Below are 22,987 nucleotides of genomic sequence, written 5' to 3' on the forward strand. Positions count from 1 at the left end.
CTCTCCGTCGTCCGGTGCAGAGGCGAGCTCATCGACTGCCTGAGCGGTGCCCGAACGGGAGTCTCGCGCGGCGTCTCGGTTAATGAGGCGCCGCACAAAGCGACGCACAACCAGATGCTGGCTCTGAGCTCATGTGGACTGTACTCATGCGGGGCACGGCGTGAGCTGTCGATTACGGGACGGACGGTTGAGACGCCGGGTCGTGCGCGTGCGTGTGTTCCGTCACAGCACCCGCATCTTCGCGCTGGGCCGGGGTCGTCCAGAAGAAGATCGTCGTCGATGCCAGCGCGAGAACAGCGAAGTACACCAGGCCCGAGAGCCCCAGCCCGTGCAGCCACGGTGCCGACGGAATCGTGACGGCCGCAGTAACGACGGTCGCAATCGCGAAACCCGTGCCACGGCGTCGCAACGCGGCATCCGTTGTCCACGTCCATCCACCGCTCGCGAGCGCAATCACAATCATGACCACGACATTGGTTCCCATGCCGACCCAGACCGGGTGGATGCCGAGGAAGAACTCCGTGGGGGACCAGCCGCCGGCGTTGTACCAGAGGAGCCCTGACGCGAACCCGGCGATCATGGCCGGGATCGCCGCGCGACGCCCCGCAAGCGGCCAGAAGAACGCGGCGAGAACAGGAGCGAGCGTTGCACCGTTGCGCAGCGTCCACGCGAGAACGTTCCACCAGGCGGCCTGCTCTGTACGCAAAAAAGCGAAGCCGATCATGAGCAGCGTCAGAAGCACAAGAGACCAGCGCGTATACCGGACGAGGTCTGCCTCGGTGGCTGAGGGGCGGATCGCCCGGCCGACGTCGCGGCCGAGGCTCGTGGCGCCCGAGAACTGGCACGGGCCAGCCCAACCGAGGGCGCACGCCCAGATTCCCAAGAAGAAGACGCCCGTGAGAGGTGCAGGCAGCACTTCTGCGATGTACATCGGCGTCGCGACGAGGGGCAAAGCTTCGTTGGGGACCACGATTGCGGCAGCCGTCCCCAGGACGACGCCGAGGACGATGAGGGGAAGCCCGAGACCGGCGGCGATGAAAAGACCCTTTTGGCCCTCGGCGGGTGTGCGGCACGACAGACTCATCTGGAATGCCGCCTGGGCAAGCAACACATTGACGATGAACGTGCCGAACCAGGCGGCGATCAGAGTGACACCGGCGCTTGTCGGATCCACCATTTCGGGACGCGATTGGGCCAGCTCAGCGAGCCCGTCGACGCCGGGATTGAGGAGGAATGCGAGAATGCCGACGATCAGCATCGCGAGAAACACGAGGCAGTTCATTGTCTGGGTAAAAGCGACCGCGCGCATGCCGCCGGCCCAGAGGAAGAAGAGCAAGAGAACTGCTGTGACGGTGATGGCGGCGTAGATCGAGAGTGAGGTGAACGCGTGCAGTGCGGAGGCGAACGCGATAGCCGTTGCGACCGACCACATCGGGAACGTGAATGCCGTGATGACACCAGAGATCCCTTGCGCGAGGCGGCCGAAGCGCTCGCCGATGATGCCGGTGACCGTGACGACGAGCCGTTCCCGCAGGGGCTTGACCAGCAGGAGAGCGATGAGGATCACCTGGACGGATTCGGCGACACCGTACCAGACGGCTGAAACTCCGGTGCGGTAGCTCAGCTCCATGATGGAGATGAAGCTTGAGCCAGAGAAAAGACCCGTGATGCAGAAGGCGACAGTCCACTTGCTGAAGGACCGACCGCCGACGAAGAAGCCTGCGTTTCCTTGCGGGGATGCTGCTGCGCGACGCTGGAGAAAACGGCCAACCGTCACGAGTGCGATCGTGTACGCGATGGCGAGCCCGATCGTCCAGAGTCCGGGCGCGGTCATGCGGCTGTCCCGAAGTCCCAGTCGATCGTGAGGTCCACTCCCGCGTCGCGCACGAGGTTGATCGCCGGGCACCGCTTCTCGCTCTGGCGTACCAGCTCGGAACGCTGGGGCTCATCAGCATCCACGTCGATTGTGATTGTCAGGGCATAGTCCTGGAAATGCGGAGAGACATCGGCTGTGCCGTCGAAGCCGCGGACGTCCATGTGTGCGTGTGACGACGTCTCGAGGGCGCGAAGCGTGAGCCCGAGCTCTGAAGCGACTGTCTCGACGACGACCGTGATGCAGCCGTTCAGGGCACCGGCGACGAACTCCATGGGCGTTGGGGCAGAGTTGGTGCCGCCCACGCGCTCAGGCTCGTCCGTGCGGAACGTGAAGTCCCGGATGGCGATCTCGGTGGTCATGCGCTGTTGCCATGTTCCGCGTGCACGCACGGACTTGAGCTTCGGTGCGTTGGCGGTCGCGGGTTCGGCAGACAGAGATGTGGACATGATCTCTATGCAATCGTGTGTGCCGGGTGTGGACCAACGCGATCGTAACGTGGCGACATATAGCTCTCCGTACGCGCTTGCTGGAACTCTGCTGCATGGCGGACGGCGTTGCTGACGCGCACATCGACCGCGGCTGAGCAGGAAGCGATGTGGCGGACGGCGACGATTACACGTCGACGAGTCCGGCCCGGATGTCGAGCTGCTGCTGCGACTCCTTCTCACGTTTGCGCTCGGCATCGACGATCACCGATTCGACATCCGCCTGAGGGATCACCGCGACCCCATCGCTGTCACCGACAAGCCAGTCGCCCGGAGCGACGACAACCCCGCCGATTGCTACAGGGACGCCGATCTTTCCAGGACCATTTCTGTACGGGCCCGCGGGGGTGACTGCTCGCGCATACACCGGGAATCGCAGTTCGCCGATTTCATCCACGTCTCTGATAGCGCCGTCGATGACATACGCGACACAGCCTTTGCGCTGCCCGCGCTCGGCCATGAGCTCCCCGATGAGTGCTCGCGAGGTCGCACCCTGACCATTGATTACGAGCACATCGCCGTCAGTAAGCGTCGGAATCACATCGTGGATCACCTTGTTATCGCCCGCTGCTGTCAATACAGTGACCGCGCGGCCCACAAATCGTGCGCCCTTCCAAGCGGGGGTGATTGCGCTGTCGACGAGACCAAGGCGGTCCATGACATCCCCGACCTGGCTGACGGCGACCGACGCGAGTCTCATGCGGACGTCAGATTCGCTTAACACCATGTCTACTCCGCCACCTCGTCCCAGACCATGTCGGCGTACTCAGGGCCGGCGGGGATGAGCCCCGAGTTCACGTGGAAATTCACGGCCTTCTCATATCCATCCTTCGGGATAGTGGTGGAGGAGGCCATCTCTTCGGGCAGCAGCTTGATGAGAGCATCCACCGTGTCCTGGTCGGTCGCCTTGAGATAGGTCTTCAGGAGATCCGCCGCTTCGTCGGGGCTGTCGGCGATGAACTTGAGCGCGGAATCGATAGCGCGGTTGAAGCCTTCGATTTGCTCCGACTTCGCATCGAGCGCGGTCGTTGTGCTGAAGAGCGTCCCATGGAGTTGGCCGGCCATGTCCGGGATATCGCCACGTTGAGGCGAAATGTAGATCTCACCGACACCTTGGGTCTCGGCCATCTGCCCGACGGGCTGGAAGAACGCGAGCGCGTCCACCTGACCCTCAGAGAGCGCTCCAATCGCGCCCGTCGTCGATCCCCCAAGATTCACGAGCGTGGCGTCCTTGCTCGGATCCTTGTCAATGGAATCGAACAGGTACGTCACGAGAGCCTCGGTTCCCGAGCCCGGCCCGGTGATCCCGATGTTTTTGCCAACGAGAGAGGCGACGCGCTCCTCGAGCGGAGCGTCAGCCCCCGGACCGTCATAATCCGAACTGACAATGATGTCGACGTAGTATTCGGTCACGAGAGAACCGGTCAGCCGGGTTTTATCGTTGTTTTCATGCAGGTTGAAGGCGTCGGTGATCACGCCAGCCGCAACGTCAATCGAACCGGACGTCAGGGCAGCGGCAAGCTTCGCCCCTGTCCCTAGCCGCGGTCGCTCTCCCAGGTTGACGCCTTCGTCATCGAAATATCCGTTCTCTTCGGCGACGTAGAGCGGGAAGAAGGCGATGGAGTCGCTGATCTGCCCGACGTTGAGCACCTCAGGGTCGTCGCTTCCGCCAGCTCCGCCACCGGAGCACGCCGTGGTTGAAAGGCCGAGTCCGACCAATGCTGCGGCTGCCGCGATCGACCGCCACAGTCTCTTCGTTCGATTCTTCATTGTGAGCTCCTCACTGAGTTTTTGTCATGAAAGTACGTGCCTTACGCATCGCCGATGGGCTTCCACCGGCCGGTACGTGCTGAGATGAGTGCGACGACACCGTTGAGCAGCATCGCGAGCACCGTGAGCACGGCTACGGCAGCAAACACGCCTGCCGTATTGAATTGCGACGCGGAGTCGTTGATCAGGTATCCGAGACCGCGGTTCGACGCGACGAGCTCGCCGATGACAGCACCGATGAGCGCATAGGGAATTGACACCTTGAGGCCGGTGAGCAGGCCGGCCATGGATGCTGGAAGCACGACCTTGAATGCAACATCACGTTTTGTTCCACCCATCAGGCGAACCGCGTCGATCAATCCTCGCTCCACCTCACGCACGCCGGCGGCGGTGTTGAGAAAAACGAGGAAGAACACGCTGACAGCCGCGAGAATGATCTTCATATCGATTCCGATTCCGAACCACACGATGAAGAGAGGTGCCAGAGCGACCTTCGGAATCGAGTACAGCGCCATCATGAAGGGCTCGAAGACGGAGTAGATCAGGTGGATGGAAGCGAGGATGAACCCTGCAACCGCACCGGTCAGCACGCCGATGACATACCCGAGTGCGACCTCTTGGACGGTGATCCAGGTGTGGAAGACGATGGTGCCATCGACAATCCACTCGACGAGCTGATCCCACACCGCGATCGGGTCAGAAATGAACATGGGGTTCGGCACAATCAGGCTCGCGACGTACCAGACGACGAGGAAAGCGAGGAACAACGCGACGCGCAGCATCCATACGGTGGCCTGGTGTCCATTTTTGCCCCACCAGGTGCGCTTCCGTGCCTCTTTCACCGGTCCGCTTGCCGCGGGAGACGAAGTTGTATTAGTCATAGGGATCGTGTGCGCGGCGGTCATTGCCGTGCCCCTTCTTTGAGTGCGTTGGCGAGTTCCAGGTGCAGTTCGATGAATCGTGAATCGACAGTCGTGCGGTCCGGGTCACGAGGACGGGGAATATCGATTTCTTGATCGAGCAGCACTGTGCCGAGAGGGCCGAGCACGACGACACGATCGCCGAGCAGCAAGGCCTCATCAATGTCGTGCGTGACGAAGATGATGGTCTGACCCGTTTGAGACCAGAGACGAAGAAGCTCACCCTGAAGCTCGGTCCGCAGCTGGGCGTCGAGGGCGCCGAACGGCTCGTCCATAAGGATCGTCTCGGCGCCGTAGGCAAGCATCCGGGCGAGGCTCGCCCGTCGCCTCATGCCGCCTGACAATTCGCGGGGGTAGCTATCAGCAAAGCCATCGAGGCCGACGCGCGAAATGAGATCGCGTGCGACTCTCGTCCGATCAGTCTTGTCACGTCCCGCGATTTCAAGCGGCATCTCCACGTTGCGCAAAACCGTCCGCCACGGCATGAGCGTGTCGCTCTGGGTGAGGTATCCGATTTCCGGAGTGGGGCCCGTATGGGCGTCGCCGTTGTGCAGCACGCGCCCTGACGTGGGTTTCGACAAACCGGAGAGAAGGTTGAGCATCGTCGATTTGCCGCATCCTGATCGACCCAGCACCGTGACGAATGTGCCGCGCTCGATCGTCAGGCTGAAGTCTCGCAGGGCGACTGTGGCGACGTCGTCGCGCTGGAACTCCTTCGTGAGATGTTCGATCTCGAGAACAGTGGTCATTGCCGTGCCTCCTGCCTCTGTGCATGATCTTGCGGTGCATCAGCCAGGGGAGCGGCTCCAGCCAGCCATCGCGAGTTGTGCACAGTCATGCGACGCACCTCGTCTGTTGAGAACCCGTTCTCCAAAAGGATGTCGGCGGCAATCGCAAGTCCATCTTCAACGGGCGGATTGAACGGCTGGCCGAGATCTGAGCTGATGACGGAATTTTCCGGGCCCGCGGCGCGAATATTTCCGAGCCAGTCGTCCCAACTGACCTTGCCGGTCAGCGGTGTGGTGAGGCAGCGCTCAAGCAACGCGCCGAAGGGGACGAGGCTGCGCTGGTTGTCAACGGGAATGCGCTGCGACGTGAATTCGGGATGAGTAATGACGATTCTTCGCACACCACGGTCGCGCGCGGCCTCGACGACGCGTGCCGACTCGTTCCCGTGTAAGTGACCTGTCGCGAGTGTCATGTCGTGCTTGGCAATCACGTCGAGCACCTGCAGCGTCGGTGTTGTGACGGCGCCGTTCGCGTCGAGAACGTCGACGACAGGGCTGGCCATTCCCGCGTCGCGCAGATCTTGTTGCAACTGTGCCCACATCGGCGGTGTCGCGCCGTCGGGCTCCTCGGCGAGGCAGCTGCGCTGATTATCGCTGTCGACGGTGGGAAGCCAGACGAACTGAGCGCCGCCGCGCCCCGCGATCTCGACCGCGACAGGGTTCATGCCCCCGACTGACGCATTCAGGGTGATCGCTCCGAGCGCGTCCACGTCGGGATGGACTGCTCTGACAAGCGATGCTCGTTCGGCGGTGGGCACGTAATGGGATTTCAGTACGAAACCGGCCATTCCGAGCTCGGCATAACGCTCAGCGAGCTCCAAATCGGTGGTCCGGCGTTTCATGACATCGGGGGCGACGTGCACGTGGACGTCGTACGCGCCGGTGACGAGCTTTCGTGCTGATTCGCTGGGCTGCGGGTGTGCAGACATGGCGCTCCTTTGCGATCAATATCGTTCTCTACATTGTCAACATTTTTGTCGACAGTGTCAACGGTCAGTTTTCGACCGGCCGAATTGATCGCGCGAGCGTCAGGAGAAGTACGTGCGTGTGGCCTCTAGGACGCTCTTGAGGTGAGTTTCCATCGCCGTTGCCGCACGAGGGGCGTCGTGGTCGCTAATGGCGTTGATGATCTCGAGATGTTCGGGAAGCGAGACGTTTGGGCGATTGTGGTGCCGTGCGAGCCGGATGCGGTAGCGCACATTCTGAGCTCGCAGGCGGTTGACGACGCCGGGTGCCACCTTCATGCCGCTTAGCCTGAGGATGAGCTCATGCAGTTCCTTGTTGCCTGCTGAGTATGTCTCGGTATCCCCGTCGTCGACAGCTCTCCGCATGCGCTCGCCGACGGCTTTGAGCGCGGCGACCCCTGTGTCGTCCGCGCGTTCCGCCGCCTTTGCCGCGCAGATCGATTCGAGTGCCGCGCGCAGCTCGACGATCTCGAGTGCCTCGTCGAGATCGATTGCGCGAACACGCGACCCTCGATTCTGGATGCGTTCGACGAGGCCCTCGGCCGCGAGGTTGGCAAGGGCCAGCCGAACTGCACCACGACTTGCGTCGTACTGCTCTGTGAGATCGGCTTCGATCAGTCGCTGATTCGGCGCCAGCTCTCCCGCCGTTATCGCGCGACGCAGTTCGTCGGTGACATATGTGCCGTCATGTCGCTGTGCCGCCTCGGTTTTCGGCATCCTCAACCCCCTGGTGATCGAAAGTGTTGAAACAACTGTAAACAAAAGTGCTCACAGTTGACGCATTCTCATCAATCAATTATGTGTCCATTTTTGATTGCAAAATTGTTGACAATGTAATACCGTCATTTTCGACGCCGATGCGCCAAGGGAGGAGCACTGATGACGACGGTTGCAATCATCGGGTTAGGCGAGGCTGGCGGGTTCTATGCTCGAGGCCTCAGGGATGCCGGTTACACAGTGACCGGCTACGACCCATTCACCCGTCTCGATGCCGAGGGTGTCTCGCAGATGCCGTCAGTGGCCGAGGCGGTCGAGAACGCGGAGCTCGTCGTCAGTCTCGTGGGAGCCCGAGCGGCACAAGACGTCGGATCGACAGCACTCGCCGTGATGAAGCGCGGCGCGATATTTGCCGATCTGAACACAGGGTCCCCCGAGCTGAAGGCGTCAATGGCGGCGATTGCGGCAACCCACCAGGTGAGGTTCGCAGATGTGGCGGTACTTGCCCCCGTGCCGCGCGCCGGCGTCCTCACACCGCTGATGGTCAGCGGAGATGGTGCGGATGCATTCGCACAAATCATGTCCATTACCGGGGCGCCAGTCGAATCAATCGGCGGAGCCGCGGGGGATGCTGCGGGGCGCAAACTTCTGCGCAGCGTGTTCATGAAGGGGCTTGCCTCAGTTGTTCTTGAAAGCGTCACCGCAGCAGAGGCCGCCGGGCAGGGGGACTGGCTGCGACAGCAGATTGCCGCGGAGTTCAGCGGTGATGCGCAGGCCCTCATCGAGCGTCTGATCTCCGGCTCCCGCGAGCACGCTGAGCGTCGTGCGCACGAGACCGAGGATGCTGCCGCTTATCTTGACACGCTCGGGTCACCGAACTGGACGACTCACGCTGCCCATACCTGGCTATCGAAGCTTCACGAAGAACAAAACACGAGGCGCGGACTCTCGTCTGCCCCGAACAATGGAAAGGACAGTTCCCACGCATGAGTACACGGAGAATGCTGGTCGTCGGAGCGCACAGCGCAGATTTCGTCTGGCGAGCGGCGGGCGCGATCGCGCAGCACACTGAGGCAGGCGGAGAGGCACGTGTCGTCTCATTGTCGTACGGCGAGCGGGGCGAATCGGGCGAGCTGTGGAAGATCCCGGGTCAGACCGAGGAGAACGTGAAGAAGCATCGCCATGCTGAGGCGAGCGAAGCGGCCGCCGCGGTTGGAGCGACGTTCGAATCGCTTGATCTCGGTGACTACCCGCTCAACGTCGATCAGACTGGCGTAGACCGCCTCGCGGAGCTGATGCGTGACTATGCTCCGCACGTCGTTCTGACTCACGCGGACAAGGATCCGTTCAACCCGGATCATCCAGTCGCATACACCGTGGTCGCGAAGGCACGACTCCTCACAGCCGGAGCTGTCGTGGAGGCCGGGTTCCGGACCGCCCCGCCCAGTGAGTTCCTTGTCTTCGAGCCGCATCAGCCTGACCTCTGCGGGTTTGTTCCCTCAGTCTTCGTCGACATCACGAAGGTCTTTGAGAAAAAGAAGCAGGCGATGTCGGCGATGAAAGCGCAGTCTTACCTGCAGCAGTACTATGCCGAGCGCGCGGAGCACCGGGGCAATCATGCGCGGAAAGTCACGGGAAACAAGGAGATTCGGCAGGCGGAGGCATTCCAGCGGATTGTCCCCAACGTTGTGGAGTCCTTATGAGTCATATCAGCGTGAGCGATCTGACCTTGACCTACGGCGACACCACCGCTGTCAAGGCGCTCGACCTCGACATTGCCGAGGGAGAAGCACTCGTCCTGCTCGGGCAGTCAGGGTGTGGCAAGACGAGCACAATGCGCTGCATTGCCGGACTCGAGACCCCGGACACCGGAACGATCTCGGTGGGCGATCGCACACTCTTCGACAGCAGGCTCGGAGTGAACCGACCGCCACATAAGAGGAACATCGGCATGGTCTTCCAGTCGTATGCCATCTGGCCACACATGACGGTGTTCGAGAACGTTGCGTTCTCACTTCAGATGAAGCGCATGAACAAGGCCGAAATCAAGCGGAAGGTCAGCGATACCTTGGAAATCGTTGGCCTCGATGGTTTTGCGGACCGCGGAGCGAGCATGCTCTCCGGGGGACAGATGCAGCGGGTCGCTCTGGCACGAAGCCTCGCAATGGAGCCCTCCGTCATGCTTCTGGACGAACCACTGTCAAATCTCGACGCTCGATTGAGACAGCGACTGCGTGGCGATCTGCGCGAGTTGCAGACCCGGCTCGGTCTGACGTCGATCTATGTGACCCATGATCAAGAGGAAGCGCTCGCGCTCGCCGACAGGATTGCAATGATGCAGTTTGGGCGGATCGTGCAGATTGGCACCCCGAGTGAGATCTATGCGCGACCGCTCAGCGCATCGATCGCGGACTTCCTCGGTGTGACAAACAATATTCCGGTGACGGCGCTGGACTCGAGCATGGTGCAGCTTGTGGACAGCGACGTGCGTCTCCGGGTTGACGGCTTCGAGTACGCAGACGCCTTACGTGCGTGTATTCGAGCTGAAGACATCGTCATCGGAGACGACGCAGCGTCTTCGAGCGAGAACGTTGTTCTTGGTGAGATTGTGACAACCGAGTTCCACGGAGCCACTGCGTCCTACCGCGTGAGGGTTAAAGGTGGGGTCGAGCTGAATGTGCTTGGTACCAAGCATCACGCAACGGGCCTCCGGCCCGGTGATGACGTTTCGCTGGGTATTCCCTCTGCTGCGATCCAAGTGATTCCTCTCGATGTCCCTGGCATCGACACAGCCGCCGCGGGTGACGTCGTCCCCGAGAGCACCGCTGCGATGGGGGTGACACGGACATGACACTCGAGAAGTCGGAGCTCACGCGCAGAGAGCAGACACTTGGGCGTGCTCGGTCGGGTGCCCGCCGCCTCACGGTCCCTCTGATCCTCTATGCCGTCCTTGCCGTGCTCATCATCCTGCCGATTGCACTCGTCGTTCTGTCGGCGTTCAGCACATCGACTCCGCGACCCGGACAGATTGACCTTGTCAATCTCACGCTGGCCAACTTCTCAACGCTCTTAGGCCCCGGAGTCCGCGGTGCGGCCATCAACTCCCTGATTGTCGGAGTCGGGTCGTCAGTTCTCGCGCTCGCCATCGGGTCATTCCTCGCGTTCGTGACGGCACGCACAAACGCTCCTGCCCGGCGATTCCTCTACTTCGTCGGACTCGTGCCGATGTTTCTTCCGTCGTATGTCGGTGCACTTGCGTGGTCACTTCTCGGCGGAGAGAACGCCGGATTGCTCAATATCCTTGCCCGCGACCTCGGCCTTCCTGCAGTCGCCGACATCTACAACATCTCGGGACTGATTTTCATCCTCGGCCTCTACTATGCGCCGTACGCGTTCCTCCTCATCCACTCATCATTGAGCCTGATGAATCCGGACCTCGAAGAGGCTGCTCGCGTCCATGGCTCATCGCCGCGGACTGTGCTCCGCAAAGTTACCTTTCCGCTTTCACTCCCGGCGATTCTCGGTGCCGCGATTCTCATTTTCACTCTCACCGTCGAGAACTTCCCCGTGGCTCAGATCATCGGAAACGCGGGTCGCGTCGATACACTGCCGACATATATCTACCGTCTGATGAATGCGGCGCCAGCCCGCGGCAATGAGGCCGCAGCGGTCGCAATAGCACTGGTTGTGATCGTGCTGATCGTCACGGCGATTCAGCGTCGAATCGTGTCGAAGCGGACATACACAACGGTCTCGGGCAAGGGGCTCCGTCTGACCCCCGTCAACCTGGGATGGTTCCGCGTTCCGGCGCTCGTAATCGGGTGTCTTTATTTCGCGCTTTCCACGGTGCTGCCGATGTTGGCGTTGTTTTTCGTCACGATCCACAAGTCCCCCTACGTGAACACCGTGCTCGGGTCATTCACATCGGATGCGCTCGGGTTTGACGTATTTATCGACGCGCTCGAAGATGACGTTGTCCTTCGGGCGACTGTGAACTCTGTTGTCGTCGCAATTGCCGCTGCGCTAATCGGCACGCTTCTTTCGTTCATCGTCTCGTACCTGGTCAATCGCACAAAGGTGCCCGGGCGCAACGGGCTCGGCTACATCAGCATGCTTCCGCTGGCCGTTCCGTCGATCGTGCTGGGCCTCGGGCTGCTCTGGACGTGGCTCATGATCCCGCTTCCTGTCTACGGCACGCTCCTCGTTCTCGTCATCGCGTTTGTCGCTGCCCAGCTTCCGCAGGGGTATCAGGGCGCAAGCTCATCGATCCTGCAGATCCATGGCGATCTCGAAGACAGTGCCGTCATGCACGGTGCCGGGCGCGTGCGGGCTATCTGGAAAATCACCGCACCGCTCCTGCGGGTGCCGTTGACCTCCACGTTTCTGCTGTTACTCATGCTCTCCATGCGCGAGCTCACTGTGCCTCTGTTCCTATTCACGACAGACACCCGATTGATCTCCATCGTGATCTTCGACGATTTCGAGAACGGCATTCTCCAGCGAAGCGCGGCCACCAGTCTTCTGTACTGCGTCGTGATCTTTGTGCTCGCATACCTTGCTCGCCGATTCGGCGCCGACCAACGAAACACCCGATAACAATTCAGAGAGGAATTGATATGAGAAAGCGTATGACCGTAGGACTCGCGGGCCTCGCCGCGGCGAGTCTTTTGCTCGCCGGATGCAGCGGAGGAGCAGCTGGTGGCTCAGCCGAGACGAATGAGAACGGCGACCTTGTCATCGACGGCGAGCTCATTGCCAGCGCGGACGTTTACGAAGCGGCGCAAGAAGAGGGCTCGATCGTGTTTTACACGGGAGCAAGCGAGCAATCTGAAAGCGACGTGGCCGAGGCATTCACCGAGGCCACGGGAATCGAGATCGAGATCGTGAGGCTCGCCCCCAACAAGCTCTCCGAGCGTGTTCTCAGTGAGCGAGCCGCGAAGAAGCTTGGTGCTGACGTGATCCGCACTTCGGGCGAAGATCTCGTCGCCGGATTTGCCGATGCCGGAGTCTTTGAACCTGTCGAGCTGACAGATGACATCAGCTCTGCGCTCATTCCCGAGGCGACGTACGACGACGGTCTCTACTACAGCAGCTTCGACCGAATCTACAGCTTCGGCTACAACAACCAGGTGATTTCAGACGAGGACGCACCGAAGAACTGGAGCGACCTTCTCGATCCCGAGTTTGCGGGTAAGAGTGGAATCGTGCAGGTGGGCGCCGGCGGTAGCACCGCTGCTTTGACCCGCTTCCAGCTGGACACGCTCGGTCAAGACTGGCTCGAAGCGTACGCCGCGAACGATCCGCGGATCTTCGATTCTTCAGCATCCCTCACTGACTCACTGGCCCGAGGCGAGATTGCTGTCGGAACGATCCCCGTTGCGACCGCTTACAGCGCCTCGCTTGACGGCGCGCCGATTACGATCGCGACACCTGAAGAAGGCGCAGCCGCCTACCCCTTCTATCTGGGGATGTCTGCGTCAACCGACAAGACAAACGCTGTCACCGTCTTCGTGAACTGGCTGTTGTCCTCCGCTGGCCAAGAACTCGCGGCGTCAATGGGGGATTACCCCGTGCACAAGGACATGCCAAATCCCACAATCGGCGATGTCGAGCTGCCCTCCGCGGATTCTGACTTCGTGCACCGCGCGTCGCTCGACGAATCACTGGACAACCTCGAGTCGGATGCCGAACTGTGGATGGACATCTTCGGCTACACGGGCTGATCAGGGGCACGGCTCGGGGATGATCAACGCGCAAGCGGGACTCCCCGAGCCGTGCCACACGCGACCGGCAGCGAGCAAACTCGCACCAATGAAGCAGAGAGAAAGGTGTTGTCGTGACAGACGGGGGTATCAGGTGCATGCTCATGCGGGGCGGCACGTCGAAGGGAGCGTACTTTCTCGCCGATGACCTTCCGCAAGATCCCAGTGAACGTGATGAGCTTCTACTGCGCATCATGGGATCTCCTGATATCAGGCAGATCGACGGCATCGGCGGGGCTCATCCCCTGACGAGCAAGGTGGGGGTGATCTCAGGCAACGACAACGGGGTCGGATATCTCTTCCTTCAAGTCGTCGTTGATGAGGCGCGCGTGAGTAGTCAGCAGAATTGTGGGAACATTCTCGCCGGTGTTGGACCCTTTGCCATCGAACGAGGCCTCGTTCCTGCCACGGAGGGTCTAACGACCGTCCCGATTCGCATGCTGAACACAGGGGGAGTCGCGACTGCGCAGGTGCAGGTCAACAATGGTGCTGTCATCTACGACGGAGATACGTCAATCGATGGCGTACCGGGAACATCAGCGCCGGTCGTCATCGACTTCGACGACACTGCGGGATCGAGTTGCGGCGAATTGTTGCCGACCGGCCACGCGGCCGACGTCATCGAGAATCTGTCGGTCACGTGCATTGACAACGGTATGCCCGTCGTCGTGATTCCGGCAGCTGAACTCGGCATCAGCGGCGCTGAGTCCCCAGAACAACTCGAGGGACTAGACGGAGTTCGACGCCAACTTGAGAATCTGCGTCTCGCGGCGGGACCTGCCATGGGACTTGGCGACGTGACAGACGCTACTGTTCCCAAACTCACCATCATCTCGGAGCCGGGCGCGGGCGGGGTGGTGCGCACGAGAACCTTCATTCCGCACCGGTGTCACACGTCGATCGGTGTCCTGGGCGCGGCGAGCGTCGCGGCAGCCGCGGCGTTACCCGGCACGGTGGCCGACGGCATCGCACGCGCATCGGAGGGGCCGCGCATGGCTATCGAGCATCCGACGGGGGCACTCGAGGTTGAAGTGGAGGTCAATGGCGGCAATGTGACGCGCACAGCTGTCGTTCGCACAGCTCGCAAGCTCTTCGACGGCACCGTATACCCGCGACCTGCTCTCTGACCGGCGGGCGCGGACGGTGGGCGGAAAGCACGGGACTCTCGTACTGCTGCTGGTCCATGCGTTGTCGGTGCAGATCATCAGCTACGCACTGCGTCCGGCGATCTCCTACGCGATTCTCGATCTGGGCTACAGCTCGTCATGGTTGGGTGTGGCGACTGCCGCCTTTGCGCTCCCGCCGCTCGTGCTCGCGATTCCATCCGGCCGCCTTGCTGACCGCATGGGAGAGCGACTGTGCCTGGTCATCGGTGCCCTTTCATTTCTGACGGCAGCCGTCCTCGCCGTCGTCGCTGGCCACTCGCTGGTCGGGCTGTTGGCAGCCACCGTGCTTCTCGGGCTCGGCGTGTTGTTCTCAGTTGTCGGCGAGCAGGCGTGGGTAATGCGTACGGCTGCCCCAGGGCGGCTCGATTCGGCGTTTGGTCTCTACACATTCGTCACGTCGACGGGGCAGATGCTCGGCCCGCTGCTCCTCTCGCTCCCTCCCGACGAAGGAACTCATGCTCCGCCCTTCTCCGTCATTGCGGGCATCATCGCCGCTGTTGCCGTGGTGTGCCTCGCACTCTCGCTGTTGATTCCGCCCGTTGACTCGCGATCAGAGCACTCGCGAGGCGCGACAGGACCCCGGATGCTGCGAGGAACCGTGCGCCTTCTGGGCCTGGCGGGTGTTCTGCGCGCTCTCATCGCGAGCAGCCTGGTCTTGTCGTCACTGGATATCGTGCTGGCCTACCTGCCTCTGCTGAGCCAGGAACGGCATTTCGCCGCATCCTGGATCACCATCATGCTCGTCGCACGAGGGGCAGCCACGATGGTGTCGCGCATCACATTGTCGCGCCTGACGCGTCGATTCGGTCGTCGGCGCGTACTTGTCGTCGGCGGCCTTCTCTCAGCGCTGAGCCTGCTGGCGTTGGCGCTTCCGCTCGGCCCACTTGGCCTCACCGCTGCAATGGCGCTCTATGGAATCGCTGCGGGAACCGTGCAGCCGCTCACGATGTCGTGGATCACACTGGTGACGCCAGCGTCGCAGAGAGGCCTCGCGGCATCGTTGCGCCTTGTCGGAAATCGGGCGGGGCAGACCGCGATTCCGCTCGTCGTTGCGGTGCTCTCCATGCTCGGTGGCGCGAGCGTAGTCTTTGCATTTACGGGTGCGAGTCTTGTGTGCGCCGCGTGGGCTTCGGCCTCAGCGCCCAATGACGGCGGTGACGGTTCGGCGAAGAGGTGAATGTGCGGAGCCATGAACTACGCAGCCGACCAGCCGCCGTCCGAGGGCAGCACGACGCCATTGAGGTTGACGCCGTCGTCACTGAGGAGGAACGTGATGGATGCTGCCAGAGCGGGGCTTCGACAGCATCCGTCATGATCGCCATCCCCCGACGCATGCGCGCCTCACCGAGGGGTGATGCGAATCGGGCCTCGATGTTCGTGATCACGCCGCCCGGGGCGACAGCGTTGATGCGCAGCCCCAGCGGACCGTACATGTAGGCGCTGCTCTTCGTCAGACCGATGACCGCGTGCTTCGACGCCGTGTACGCGGCACCGGCTGCCGAGCCGCGCAGCCCGGCCTCAGACGCGATGTTGACGATTGAACCGGCCGCGCGGGGAAGCATGTGCGGCACGACGGCGCGCATCAGCTTCATGGTTCCGTCGACGTTCACGCGGAAGACGCGCTGCCAGACAGCATCCGTCACCTCGCCGACTGGCGTCATGTCGTCCATGATTCCGGCGATATTCGCGAGTCCGTCGATCGTGTCGCCCGCTGCATCGATGATTCGGGCGACACCATCGTCATCGGCGATGTCGGCACCGACGGCGACGATATCGGCATCCGGAATCTCGGTCACGAGTCCGTCCAGGCGATCGGCGGCGATGTCGACGGCGATGACCCGCCCGCCCTCACGCGCGATTCGCGAGGCCGTCGCTCTGCCGATTCCCGAGCCGGCGCCGGTGACGATGATGGTCTTGCCTGCGAAGCGGTTCGGGGTGATCTGCTCTGTCCATCGGGGGAGGGGAGCAGTGGGCTGGTCGGCGGCGGGTTCGGTATCGGATGCTGGTGCCGCAGTCTCGTCTGGGATCTCACCCGCTTCGACCCGACGCACGAGCTCGGTGATGAGCTCGGCGGGGAACGCGCCCTTGCTGAGCTCGACCAGCCGTTCAAGGGGCATGGTGTTCACCGGCCGCAGTGCGTCGGCTGACTGACCGGACTCGGCGAGGGCGGCGCGGAGGACCGGACCACCTGCGGGGTGGGCGAGCCATTCAGCGATGGTGGACTCGGCGGAGAGGGGAGCGGAATTCTGAGTCATGGGTTCCTGGCTTTCCAACGCATTGATGCGGAAGCGTACCGATGCTCCCGCGCATACCGGACAATACTATCCGGTAAGAGGTTAGCCCGCGAGGGTGGATATCGACTGAGAGTCGCGTCGACCCTCACGGCATCATCAGGAGAATCTGTGCGGAGGGTGGACAGGGCGCGATCTGCGGAGTTGACTGGGAACGACCGCGTCACCGTGACACTGACGAAGGAGTACATCATGACAGCATCCGTACCCGAACCCGTGCGCTCATTCATCGACGTCGTGAATGCCCACGACGAGGCGGGGTTTCTCGATGCATTCACCGTTGACGGCTTCGTTGACGACTGGGGTCGAATTTTCACAGGCAGAGACGCGATCAAGGGGTGGAGCGACAAGGAGTTCATCGGTGCGACTGGCGTTCTGACGCCGGAGGAGGTCACTGACGACGGGGATGCTGTGACCGTCGTGGGCGACTGGGCGAGCTCCTGGGCGAACGGGCGCAGCAGCTTCACTTTCCAGACTGCGGGCGACAAGATCGCATCGATGACAATACGCGAGGGCTGATTACTGAGCGAAGTGCTCAGCCCGACATTGTGATGGATGTCGCCGCTCATGAGCAGCAGCTTGCCTGCGTGCCGATGCCGGTCCCGATGGGCCGGAGGCAAGCTCCTCCGGCCCATCCGACGGTCATGCCGCAGCGGTCAAGGTCAGGTCGCGGCTCGCGGCATGCTGGCAGGTCACGGCCACCGTCGTCGTGTCTCCTGAGACTGCTAACGAGACACCCTGATCGGCACACGTCCACCGGCCCGCGAGTGTGAGCGTTACTGTCGACGGCACGCTCTCATTGCGACGCCAGGGGCGGGAGTAACTGGTCATCCGACCTGTGTAGGTTCCGTCGGCGTCGAACTGATCTGGGTCGTCGCCTTCATAGAGATGCAGATCCGGATCGGTCACCGACAGTTCGAGCGTCGCATCCTCCAGACGTTCCATGAGGAGGCACGGGGCATCTGTTCCGGATACGACGCCCTCGAGATCATCAACCGCCGCAAAACAGACGGATGCTCGAATGTTCGAGCCCCTATGCGTCACGACGTGCGCCGTGCCATCCTTCCGCGCGACCGTGTACGGGGGCTCGTTGCCCGACATCGCTGTGCGGAAGCTCGACGCGCCCTCGGTTCCCGACTGCACGAGGATGCCGTATTCGTAGTCGGCACCGGAAGGCGCGGCGCCATGCTGCAGAACCGCCGTCTCGAATGGAGCGGTCCCGGTCTCCGCGCCAGTCTGATCCGGCCCCGTCTGATCGACGGAGAGGGTCCGCAGCGTCTGCCCGGAAGGAATGTAGAACCCGTTTCCAAGCGGGTCGACGATCACCGTGGCATCCGTCATCTTTCGAGAGTCGTCGGCACCGCTCGCCGCATTCACACGCACCTGGTACAGCGTTGTTTCCGTCGAATTCGCTGAGTCGGAGTTCTCGATGTCGCTGCCGAGCACGATCACAAGGTCGTCGAAGCTAAAGCGTGAGAGCTTAGCGGTGTGGCTCGGGTCAAAGAACGGATGCTCGATGAGATGCATCCCGAAGACGCCGTGTGTGCCCTTCCACGACCCCGCTCCGGCGAACCGCGAGCGCGTCAGAACCATCTGCTCGATGGTGCCTTCCAGGTTCGCCTTGAGCTTCGACCACGGGAGATGACGGGTCGTCGCGCCGGGCGGACGGTTCCAATCCCACCCGGGCTGCTCGTAGCCACCCGCCGCGTGGGTGATCTGTCCGTTCGCATCCGCGGTTGCCTGGATCTCAACGGTCCCGTAGGTGGAGTAGCGCCCGTAGAGGTTCGCCCCGTCGTAGATTTCCGTCGCCCACAGGTAGCGATTGTGGCCACGAATCGTCACGAGCCATTCGTCTCGCCTGTGCAGTCCGCAGGCGGCGTATCCGAGCTGCCAGTGACCGGCCGGTGCGGACTCCTCAGCGATCCCGGCCTTCGTGAGGGCTTCAGCGAACTTCTTCTGCGAATTGCTCGGTTGCGGTGGAAGCAGTCGAAGGAACGCCGCACCCACCTCGGAGTCGTACGTGTCCGACGTTCCCGGCTGCGGGACTGCCGCCATCCGTTGGAACGTCGGAACGTGCAGAGCAGTTTCTCCGGTGGGATGTCGAGCGGCCAGCGAGATCGGCCACTGCGTCGTGTTGGCATGGAGCCGCTGGGTCAAGAGCGCCTTCCTGAGAACACCGCGGGCAGACTTCGAGACAGCGAACGGCGTTGCATGCACGAGCGCGATCACCGGGCTCAGCCCGGCGAAAGCGTCTCGCGCATAGTCCGGATACGGACCCATGTGGTGGAACGTGGTGCCGTCGGGCTTGAAGCCGCCTTCGACTCCGGGGGAGTAGGTAATGGCATTGTCGAGCCAGGTCGTCGCCGCCTGCAGCACGCTCGCCTGATCTCTCGGATCCGACTCGGCGAGACCTCGAACGATGAGTCCCTGCATGAGAGTGTTCAGCACATCGACCAGACCGCCGTAATGCGCGGGGTCGCTGAAGTCATGCGTGAGGCGACCGAGGCCGAAGAACCACGAGAGGTTGGCCTTCGCACGCTCCCACAGGCCGTGCTCCTCGAGCACAGGCTGAGCGAGCAGAAGCGAGTTGGCGAAGCCGCGGTACTGGTACCCGATGTGATGGATCGTCCCCTGGGCGCTGCCGGCTGCGAAACCCTGGTCTTCAAGGTGCGCGAAGAGTCGCAGATACAGCGTCGCGAAGCCGTCCGCGGTCGATGCACCCTGGTCGCGCGACGCCTTGACGGCCTGAGCGACAGTGAGCATCGTGTCGGTGACTTTGCGAAGTGTGACCACGCCCGCGAAGTCCGAGATATCGCCGCGCAGATCCTCCGGCCAGATCGCCGTCTGGTAGCCATTCACGAACGAGCCCGTGCCTGCTGGCGCGGCATCCTTCGTGACGGCCGGAACCCCGAGACCGTCGACCGTGGAGGTCAGCGCGGCCAGGCCGTCTGCCGTCACATCGGGTTTGCCAGCGAGCGACGCGACGAGGCGATCGCGCACGTCTGACACACCGTCGGTGCTGGATGCTGCAGGCAGGGGGTTCTCGCTCAACGCCTTTCGGAACTCCAGCAGTGCAAGCCAGTGTGCATTATCGGCATCCGCGATCTCGGGCTGTACGTTCGGCACCTGGTCGTCCGGAGTTGGATGGTCGGGGCGCATCTCGACGTTCAGGATCACCTGGTCGATGTAGAGCGTGCCCTCTCGCTTCGGCGCGATGAAACGCACGCGATTCATGCCTTTGTGCGGGGTGCCCTCGGTGTCGTACCCGAAGCGGACCCAACATGTGCGCCACCCCGTGAAGTCGAGCCCGAAGTGGAACCAGCAGTCCTGGTTGGCTCCACGCCCGAACTCGATGCGCAGGGGCGAGTCTGACGGAGTCTCGTTGTAGATCCAGACGCAGAACGTGTCGACGGTGCCCATCCACGCCTGATCGTCGCCGGGACTGTAATCGCTGGCCCCGTACCGCAGCGGTTGTTTCACAGTGAGGATGCCGTCAGACGGATGATCCCAGCGAAGGCTGTGAGCGCCGACCTTCGCTCTCGCGTCGGAGATCTGCAACGTCGAGCCCTTGTCTGCCGTGAACTGGCGCGGGACCCTGCTCTCCAAGAGAAAGATCGGCGGGTCGAGCTGCTCGGCCTTCCTCTCGATCTCTGTGAGGCCGGGCGTCTTCGCCGCGGCCGGGGCGGCCGATCCATTGAGATGGGGCAGAGCAGCGCCGGCGATGACGCCGGCCGTGAGCACACCGCGTCGGGTGAGTTCCATCAGTACCTCCTTGTGACTGTGACTGGTATCTCACCGAAGCCGGACATAAGGATTCAAGAACCATTGCGGTTTACGCGGTTAATAGGGCACCGCAAAGATCTCTCGACGGATGCTGTCGTCCGCTGAATTCGGAAGCACGAGGTACTTCAGCGCATCGGAGTCGCCCGTCTTACGGCACCACTCGAGCAGGCGTGCGCGCATATCGTCGACCACGCCGTCAAACGCCGACTCGACCGCGAGATTACGGCGTTCGCCGGGATCGGACGTGATGTCGTGAAGCTGTTCGCGGTGACGGCCCCAGCTGTAGACGACGTACTTGTACCTGCCGGAATACAGCGCTCGGCCTCGCGTGTGAGGCGGGTCAGAGCGATCGAAGCGCGTCTCGACGACGACGGACCGGTCATGCTCCTGGGGCCGACACAGACGCTGGTGTGGTGCTGCGCCCGTAGGAGACGGAGGGTCGTATGCTTCCCTCGGAAGTGGAGCGCTTGTGGGCGTCGCGTGTGCGGAGTCTGCGCCAGCGGGCAGCACTGTGGGTGGGGACTCCGGTTCTGAGGGCACCAGGAGAGAGGCTCCAAGCTCCGCCGATACGGGGACCTCCACACCGGCCAGCGTGCACAGGGTCGGAAGCAGATCGAGGCACATCGACACCGGCTGTGTCTGACGCGCGGGTCGGATGCCTGGGCCCGAGACGAACAGCGGCACTCGCGTGCACTCTTCGAAGAGCGCCGTCTTCTGGTTCCACCGGTGAGAGGCATCGCCGTCACCGTGATCGCTGGTGAAAATGACGATTGTGTTCTCGCGCAGCCCCGCGCTTTCGAGGGCACTGAGAAGCTGGGCGACGTAGCCATCCACCCTCTCGATTAGCTGGCGATACGCCGACCGGTACGCGCGCCAGTCGTCTGGCGTGTAGTCTCCCGTGCCGTACATCGGCTGCGCCGCGTGTTTCTCGTACCGCACAGCTTCTGGCTCGAAGGGAGCCGGCTCGAAGTTTTCGGGCAACGGCGGTGCCTCACGCAGCGGAACTTCGGTCGTATCGCCGTACGGCATCGGCTGGCGACGTGCATACTCGCAGATCGTGTGCGGATCATCGAACGACGCGCACAGGAAGAACGGGTCCTCAGCGTCCGCGCGCTCACCGATCCACGCGGCACAGTCATCGGCAAGCCCGACGTCGCCGAAGGGGCGCAGCATCTCGAAGCCAACATCTGGAGGAGCACTCGGCTGCGTCGCATGCCACTTCCCTGCGAAAGCACAGTCGTATCCCGCGGCGCCGAGCACGTGCCCAAGACTGTCTGGATGCCGCGCCGGCTCCGAGCCGCCGTCGCGACTCCGTGCAGAATTTCCTGAGATGCGGAGCTCATGCGGCATCCGTCCTGTCAGCATGCTTGCGCGAGATGGCACACACAACGGGAAAGTCACATACGCTCGCTCGAACACGGCCCCCGAGGCGGCAAGGCGATCGAGATTCGGAGTCTGCACGAACTCCGAATCCCGATCGAGCGCGTGGGCGCCGAGCTGGTCAGCCATGATCAGGAGAATGTTCGGCCGACGGCTCGACGCCCGGGTCACTTGCCCATTCCCAGAGTGAGCCCTTCCGTGAGGCGACGGCCGAGCCACAGGTAGATGATGAGCATCGGAATCACAACGATGCAGAGCCCGGCGAAGAGGCCACCCCAGTCTGCACCCGAATACGTCTGCTGCTGAATGAACGAGATGAGAGCGACCGGCAGCGTGTACTTCTCGGTCGACTGCAGCAGCGTCAGCGCGAGCAGGGTCTCATTCCAATGCGAGATCACCTGCAGCACGAAGGCGGTCAGAATGCCGCCCTTGGCGAGTGGCAGTGTGATGCGCCAGAACGTCCCGAATGCTGTCGTTCCGTCGAGGGCCGCGGCCTCCTCCATCTCAAGCGGAAGCGATCTGAAGAACGCGGTGAGGAGGAACACCGTGAATGGCATCGAGACGCCGATGTACACCATGTTCAGCCCGATGAGGCTGTCTGTCAGGTACACCTCGTTCAGCATCACGAAGAGCGGAATGAGGATCACCTGGGCGGGGATTCCGAGCCCGAGCACGAAGTACATGGTGAGCGACCGCGTCAGCCGATTCTCGACGCGGCTGAGATAGTACGCCGCGGGTGCCGCCACGGCAACGGTCAGCAGCGACGAGACTGTGGTGGTGACGACGCTGTTGAGTGTTGCCGTTGCGAAATCACCCACCGTCCATGCGGTGACGAAGTTCACCGGATCGAGCGACGTCGGCAGGCCCCAGGGGTTGTCAAGGATGGACCGCGTGTCGCGGAAGGCTTGAATGACCATCCAGATCATCCAGGCGATGTTGAGCGCGACGAAGAGCCAGAGCAGCACGAGTCCAATGCCGCGGAACACGCTGCGGTCGTGTGTGATGGCAGCTCGCCTGCGCCGCTGCTTGCGCGGCTGTTTCGCCGCCACAGCGGGAGGCGTGAGTTCGGTCATGGTCATGTGTG

General features: G+C 62.4%; 19 protein-coding genes and 1 pseudogene. 8 read left to right on the forward strand and 12 right to left on the reverse strand.

Annotated features, from left to right (window positions below):
- Positions 1-172: 172 nt before the first annotated feature.
- From OK352_RS17265 to OK352_RS17300, 8 genes are all read right to left on the reverse strand, one after another.
- The gene (locus tag OK352_RS17265; RefSeq protein ID WP_265142771.1) at positions 173-1,834 is read right to left on the reverse strand and encodes a sodium:solute symporter family protein; all 1,662 of its coding nucleotides are present in this window, start codon (positions 1,832-1,834) and stop codon (positions 173-175) included.
- Positions 1,831-2,322 (reverse strand): OsmC family protein, encoded by a 492-nt coding sequence (locus tag OK352_RS17270; protein WP_265142772.1) that lies wholly within the window; start codon positions 2,320-2,322, stop codon positions 1,831-1,833. The genes OK352_RS17265 and OK352_RS17270 overlap by 4 nt, the downstream gene beginning before the upstream one ends.
- A 166-nt stretch (positions 2,323-2,488) precedes the next feature.
- Positions 2,489-3,088 (reverse strand): RraA family protein, encoded by a 600-nt coding sequence (locus tag OK352_RS17275; RefSeq protein WP_265142773.1) that lies wholly within the window; start codon positions 3,086-3,088, stop codon positions 2,489-2,491.
- Between the two features lie 2 nt (positions 3,089-3,090).
- Positions 3,091-4,131: an ABC transporter substrate-binding protein gene (locus OK352_RS17280; protein WP_265142774.1), complete on the reverse strand. Its 1,041-nt coding sequence runs from the start codon at positions 4,129-4,131 to the stop codon at positions 3,091-3,093.
- Between the two features lie 41 nt (positions 4,132-4,172).
- Positions 4,173-5,012, reverse strand: coding sequence for an ABC transporter permease (locus tag OK352_RS17285; protein ID WP_265142775.1), 840 nt, complete (start codon positions 5,010-5,012; stop codon positions 4,173-4,175).
- Positions 5,013-5,032: 20 nt separating this feature from the next.
- Positions 5,033-5,800: an ABC transporter ATP-binding protein gene (locus OK352_RS17290; RefSeq protein ID WP_265142776.1), complete on the reverse strand. Its 768-nt coding sequence runs from the start codon at positions 5,798-5,800 to the stop codon at positions 5,033-5,035.
- Positions 5,797-6,768, reverse strand: coding sequence for a DUF6282 family protein (locus tag OK352_RS17295; RefSeq protein ID WP_265142777.1), 972 nt, complete (start codon positions 6,766-6,768; stop codon positions 5,797-5,799). Before OK352_RS17295 ends, OK352_RS17290 begins: the two co-directional genes overlap by 4 nt.
- Before the next feature lie 99 nt (positions 6,769-6,867).
- Positions 6,868-7,521 carry a GntR family transcriptional regulator gene (locus tag OK352_RS17300; RefSeq protein ID WP_265142778.1) on the reverse strand — a complete coding sequence of 218 codons (654 nt, stop codon included), beginning with the start codon at positions 7,519-7,521 and terminating at the stop codon, positions 6,868-6,870.
- A 162-nt stretch (positions 7,522-7,683) separates the two neighbouring features.
- Here OK352_RS17300 and OK352_RS17305 point away from each other — a divergent pair, with 162 nt between their 5' ends.
- From OK352_RS17305 to OK352_RS17335, 7 genes are all read left to right on the forward strand, one after another.
- Positions 7,684-8,511 (forward strand): NAD(P)-dependent oxidoreductase, encoded by an 828-nt coding sequence (locus OK352_RS17305; RefSeq protein ID WP_265142779.1) that lies wholly within the window; start codon positions 7,684-7,686, stop codon positions 8,509-8,511.
- Positions 8,508-9,224: a PIG-L deacetylase family protein gene (locus tag OK352_RS17310; protein ID WP_265142780.1), complete on the forward strand. Its 717-nt coding sequence runs from the start codon at positions 8,508-8,510 to the stop codon at positions 9,222-9,224. The genes OK352_RS17305 and OK352_RS17310 overlap by 4 nt, the downstream gene beginning before the upstream one ends.
- Positions 9,221-10,372 (forward strand): ABC transporter ATP-binding protein, encoded by a 1,152-nt coding sequence (locus tag OK352_RS17315; RefSeq protein WP_265142781.1) that lies wholly within the window; start codon positions 9,221-9,223, stop codon positions 10,370-10,372. Before OK352_RS17310 ends, OK352_RS17315 begins: the two co-directional genes overlap by 4 nt.
- Positions 10,369-12,117 (forward strand): ABC transporter permease, encoded by a 1,749-nt coding sequence (locus OK352_RS17320; RefSeq protein ID WP_265142782.1) that lies wholly within the window; start codon positions 10,369-10,371, stop codon positions 12,115-12,117. The genes OK352_RS17315 and OK352_RS17320 overlap by 4 nt, the downstream gene beginning before the upstream one ends.
- Before the next feature lie 32 nt (positions 12,118-12,149).
- Entirely contained in the window at positions 12,150-13,244 is a 1,095-nt protein-coding gene (locus OK352_RS17325) for an ABC transporter substrate-binding protein (protein WP_265142783.1), read from the forward strand.
- Between the two features lie 113 nt (positions 13,245-13,357).
- The gene (locus OK352_RS17330) at positions 13,358-14,410 is read left to right on the forward strand and encodes a 4-oxalomesaconate tautomerase (RefSeq protein ID WP_265142784.1); all 1,053 of its coding nucleotides are present in this window, start codon (positions 13,358-13,360) and stop codon (positions 14,408-14,410) included.
- Positions 14,411-14,426: 16 nt separating this feature from the next.
- A complete protein-coding gene (locus OK352_RS17335) occupies positions 14,427-15,626 on the forward strand; it encodes an MFS transporter (protein WP_265142785.1) in 1,200 nt (399 codons plus the stop codon).
- 17 nt (positions 15,627-15,643) lie between these two features.
- Here OK352_RS17335 and OK352_RS17715 read toward each other — a convergent pair.
- Positions 15,644-16,389, reverse strand: a pseudogene (locus OK352_RS17715) (SDR family NAD(P)-dependent oxidoreductase).
- 543 nt (positions 16,390-16,932) lie between these two features.
- Here OK352_RS17715 and OK352_RS17345 point away from each other — a divergent pair.
- Positions 16,933-17,259, forward strand: a complete 327-nt coding sequence (locus OK352_RS17345) for a nuclear transport factor 2 family protein (protein ID WP_265142786.1) — start codon at positions 16,933-16,935, stop codon at positions 17,257-17,259.
- 123 nt (positions 17,260-17,382) lie between these two features.
- Here OK352_RS17345 and OK352_RS17350 read toward each other — a convergent pair whose 3' ends face one another.
- The 3 genes from OK352_RS17350 to OK352_RS17360 all read right to left on the reverse strand — a co-directional run bounded on the left by OK352_RS17350 (position 17,383) and on the right by OK352_RS17360 (position 22,982).
- A complete protein-coding gene (locus OK352_RS17350) occupies positions 17,383-20,502 on the reverse strand; it encodes a chondroitinase family polysaccharide lyase (RefSeq protein WP_265142787.1) in 3,120 nt (1,039 codons plus the stop codon).
- 78 nt (positions 20,503-20,580) lie between these two features.
- Positions 20,581-22,122, reverse strand: a complete 1,542-nt coding sequence (locus OK352_RS17355; protein WP_306387814.1) for a sulfatase family protein — start codon at positions 22,120-22,122, stop codon at positions 20,581-20,583.
- A complete protein-coding gene (locus tag OK352_RS17360; protein WP_265142789.1) occupies positions 22,071-22,982 on the reverse strand; it encodes a carbohydrate ABC transporter permease in 912 nt (303 codons plus the stop codon). The genes OK352_RS17355 and OK352_RS17360 overlap by 52 nt, the downstream gene beginning before the upstream one ends.
- Positions 22,983-22,987: the final 5 nt, after the last annotated feature.

Source organism: Microbacterium sp. MPKO10, from assembly GCF_026107415.2.
Taxonomy (GTDB): Bacteria; Actinomycetota; Actinomycetes; order Actinomycetales; family Microbacteriaceae; genus Paramicrobacterium.

What these genes read in the sequence shown, in the direction of transcription:
- OK352_RS17315 (WP_265142781.1), top strand. Translation starts at nt 9,221, where the DNA reads ATGAGTCATATCAGCGTGAGCGATCTGACCTTGACCTACGGCGACACC.
- OK352_RS17285 (WP_265142775.1), bottom strand. Translation starts at nt 5,012, where the DNA reads ATGACTAATACAACTTCGTCTCCCGCGGCAAGCGGACCGGTGAAAGAG.
- OK352_RS17350 (WP_265142787.1), bottom strand. Translation starts at nt 20,502, where the DNA reads ATGGAACTCACCCGACGCGGTGTGCTCACGGCCGGCGTCATCGCCGGC.
- OK352_RS17320 (WP_265142782.1), top strand. Translation starts at nt 10,369, where the DNA reads ATGACACTCGAGAAGTCGGAGCTCACGCGCAGAGAGCAGACACTTGGG.
- OK352_RS17270 (WP_265142772.1), bottom strand. Translation starts at nt 2,322, where the DNA reads ATGTCCACATCTCTGTCTGCCGAACCCGCGACCGCCAACGCACCGAAG.
- OK352_RS17280 (WP_265142774.1), bottom strand. Translation starts at nt 4,131, where the DNA reads ATGAAGAATCGAACGAAGAGACTGTGGCGGTCGATCGCGGCAGCCGCA.
- OK352_RS17300 (WP_265142778.1), bottom strand. Translation starts at nt 7,521, where the DNA reads ATGCCGAAAACCGAGGCGGCACAGCGACATGACGGCACATATGTCACC.
- OK352_RS17290 (WP_265142776.1), bottom strand. Translation starts at nt 5,800, where the DNA reads ATGACCACTGTTCTCGAGATCGAACATCTCACGAAGGAGTTCCAGCGC.
- OK352_RS17310 (WP_265142780.1), top strand. Translation starts at nt 8,508, where the DNA reads ATGAGTACACGGAGAATGCTGGTCGTCGGAGCGCACAGCGCAGATTTC.
- OK352_RS17325 (WP_265142783.1), top strand. Translation starts at nt 12,150, where the DNA reads ATGACCGTAGGACTCGCGGGCCTCGCCGCGGCGAGTCTTTTGCTCGCC.
- OK352_RS17275 (WP_265142773.1), bottom strand. Translation starts at nt 3,088, where the DNA reads ATGGTGTTAAGCGAATCTGACGTCCGCATGAGACTCGCGTCGGTCGCC.
- OK352_RS17265 (WP_265142771.1), bottom strand. Translation starts at nt 1,834, where the DNA reads ATGACCGCGCCCGGACTCTGGACGATCGGGCTCGCCATCGCGTACACG.
- OK352_RS17345 (WP_265142786.1), top strand. Translation starts at nt 16,933, where the DNA reads ATGACAGCATCCGTACCCGAACCCGTGCGCTCATTCATCGACGTCGTG.
- OK352_RS17305 (WP_265142779.1), top strand. Translation starts at nt 7,684, where the DNA reads ATGACGACGGTTGCAATCATCGGGTTAGGCGAGGCTGGCGGGTTCTAT.
- OK352_RS17295 (WP_265142777.1), bottom strand. Translation starts at nt 6,768, where the DNA reads ATGTCTGCACACCCGCAGCCCAGCGAATCAGCACGAAAGCTCGTCACC.
- OK352_RS17360 (WP_265142789.1), bottom strand. Translation starts at nt 22,982, where the DNA reads ATGACCATGACCGAACTCACGCCTCCCGCTGTGGCGGCGAAACAGCCG.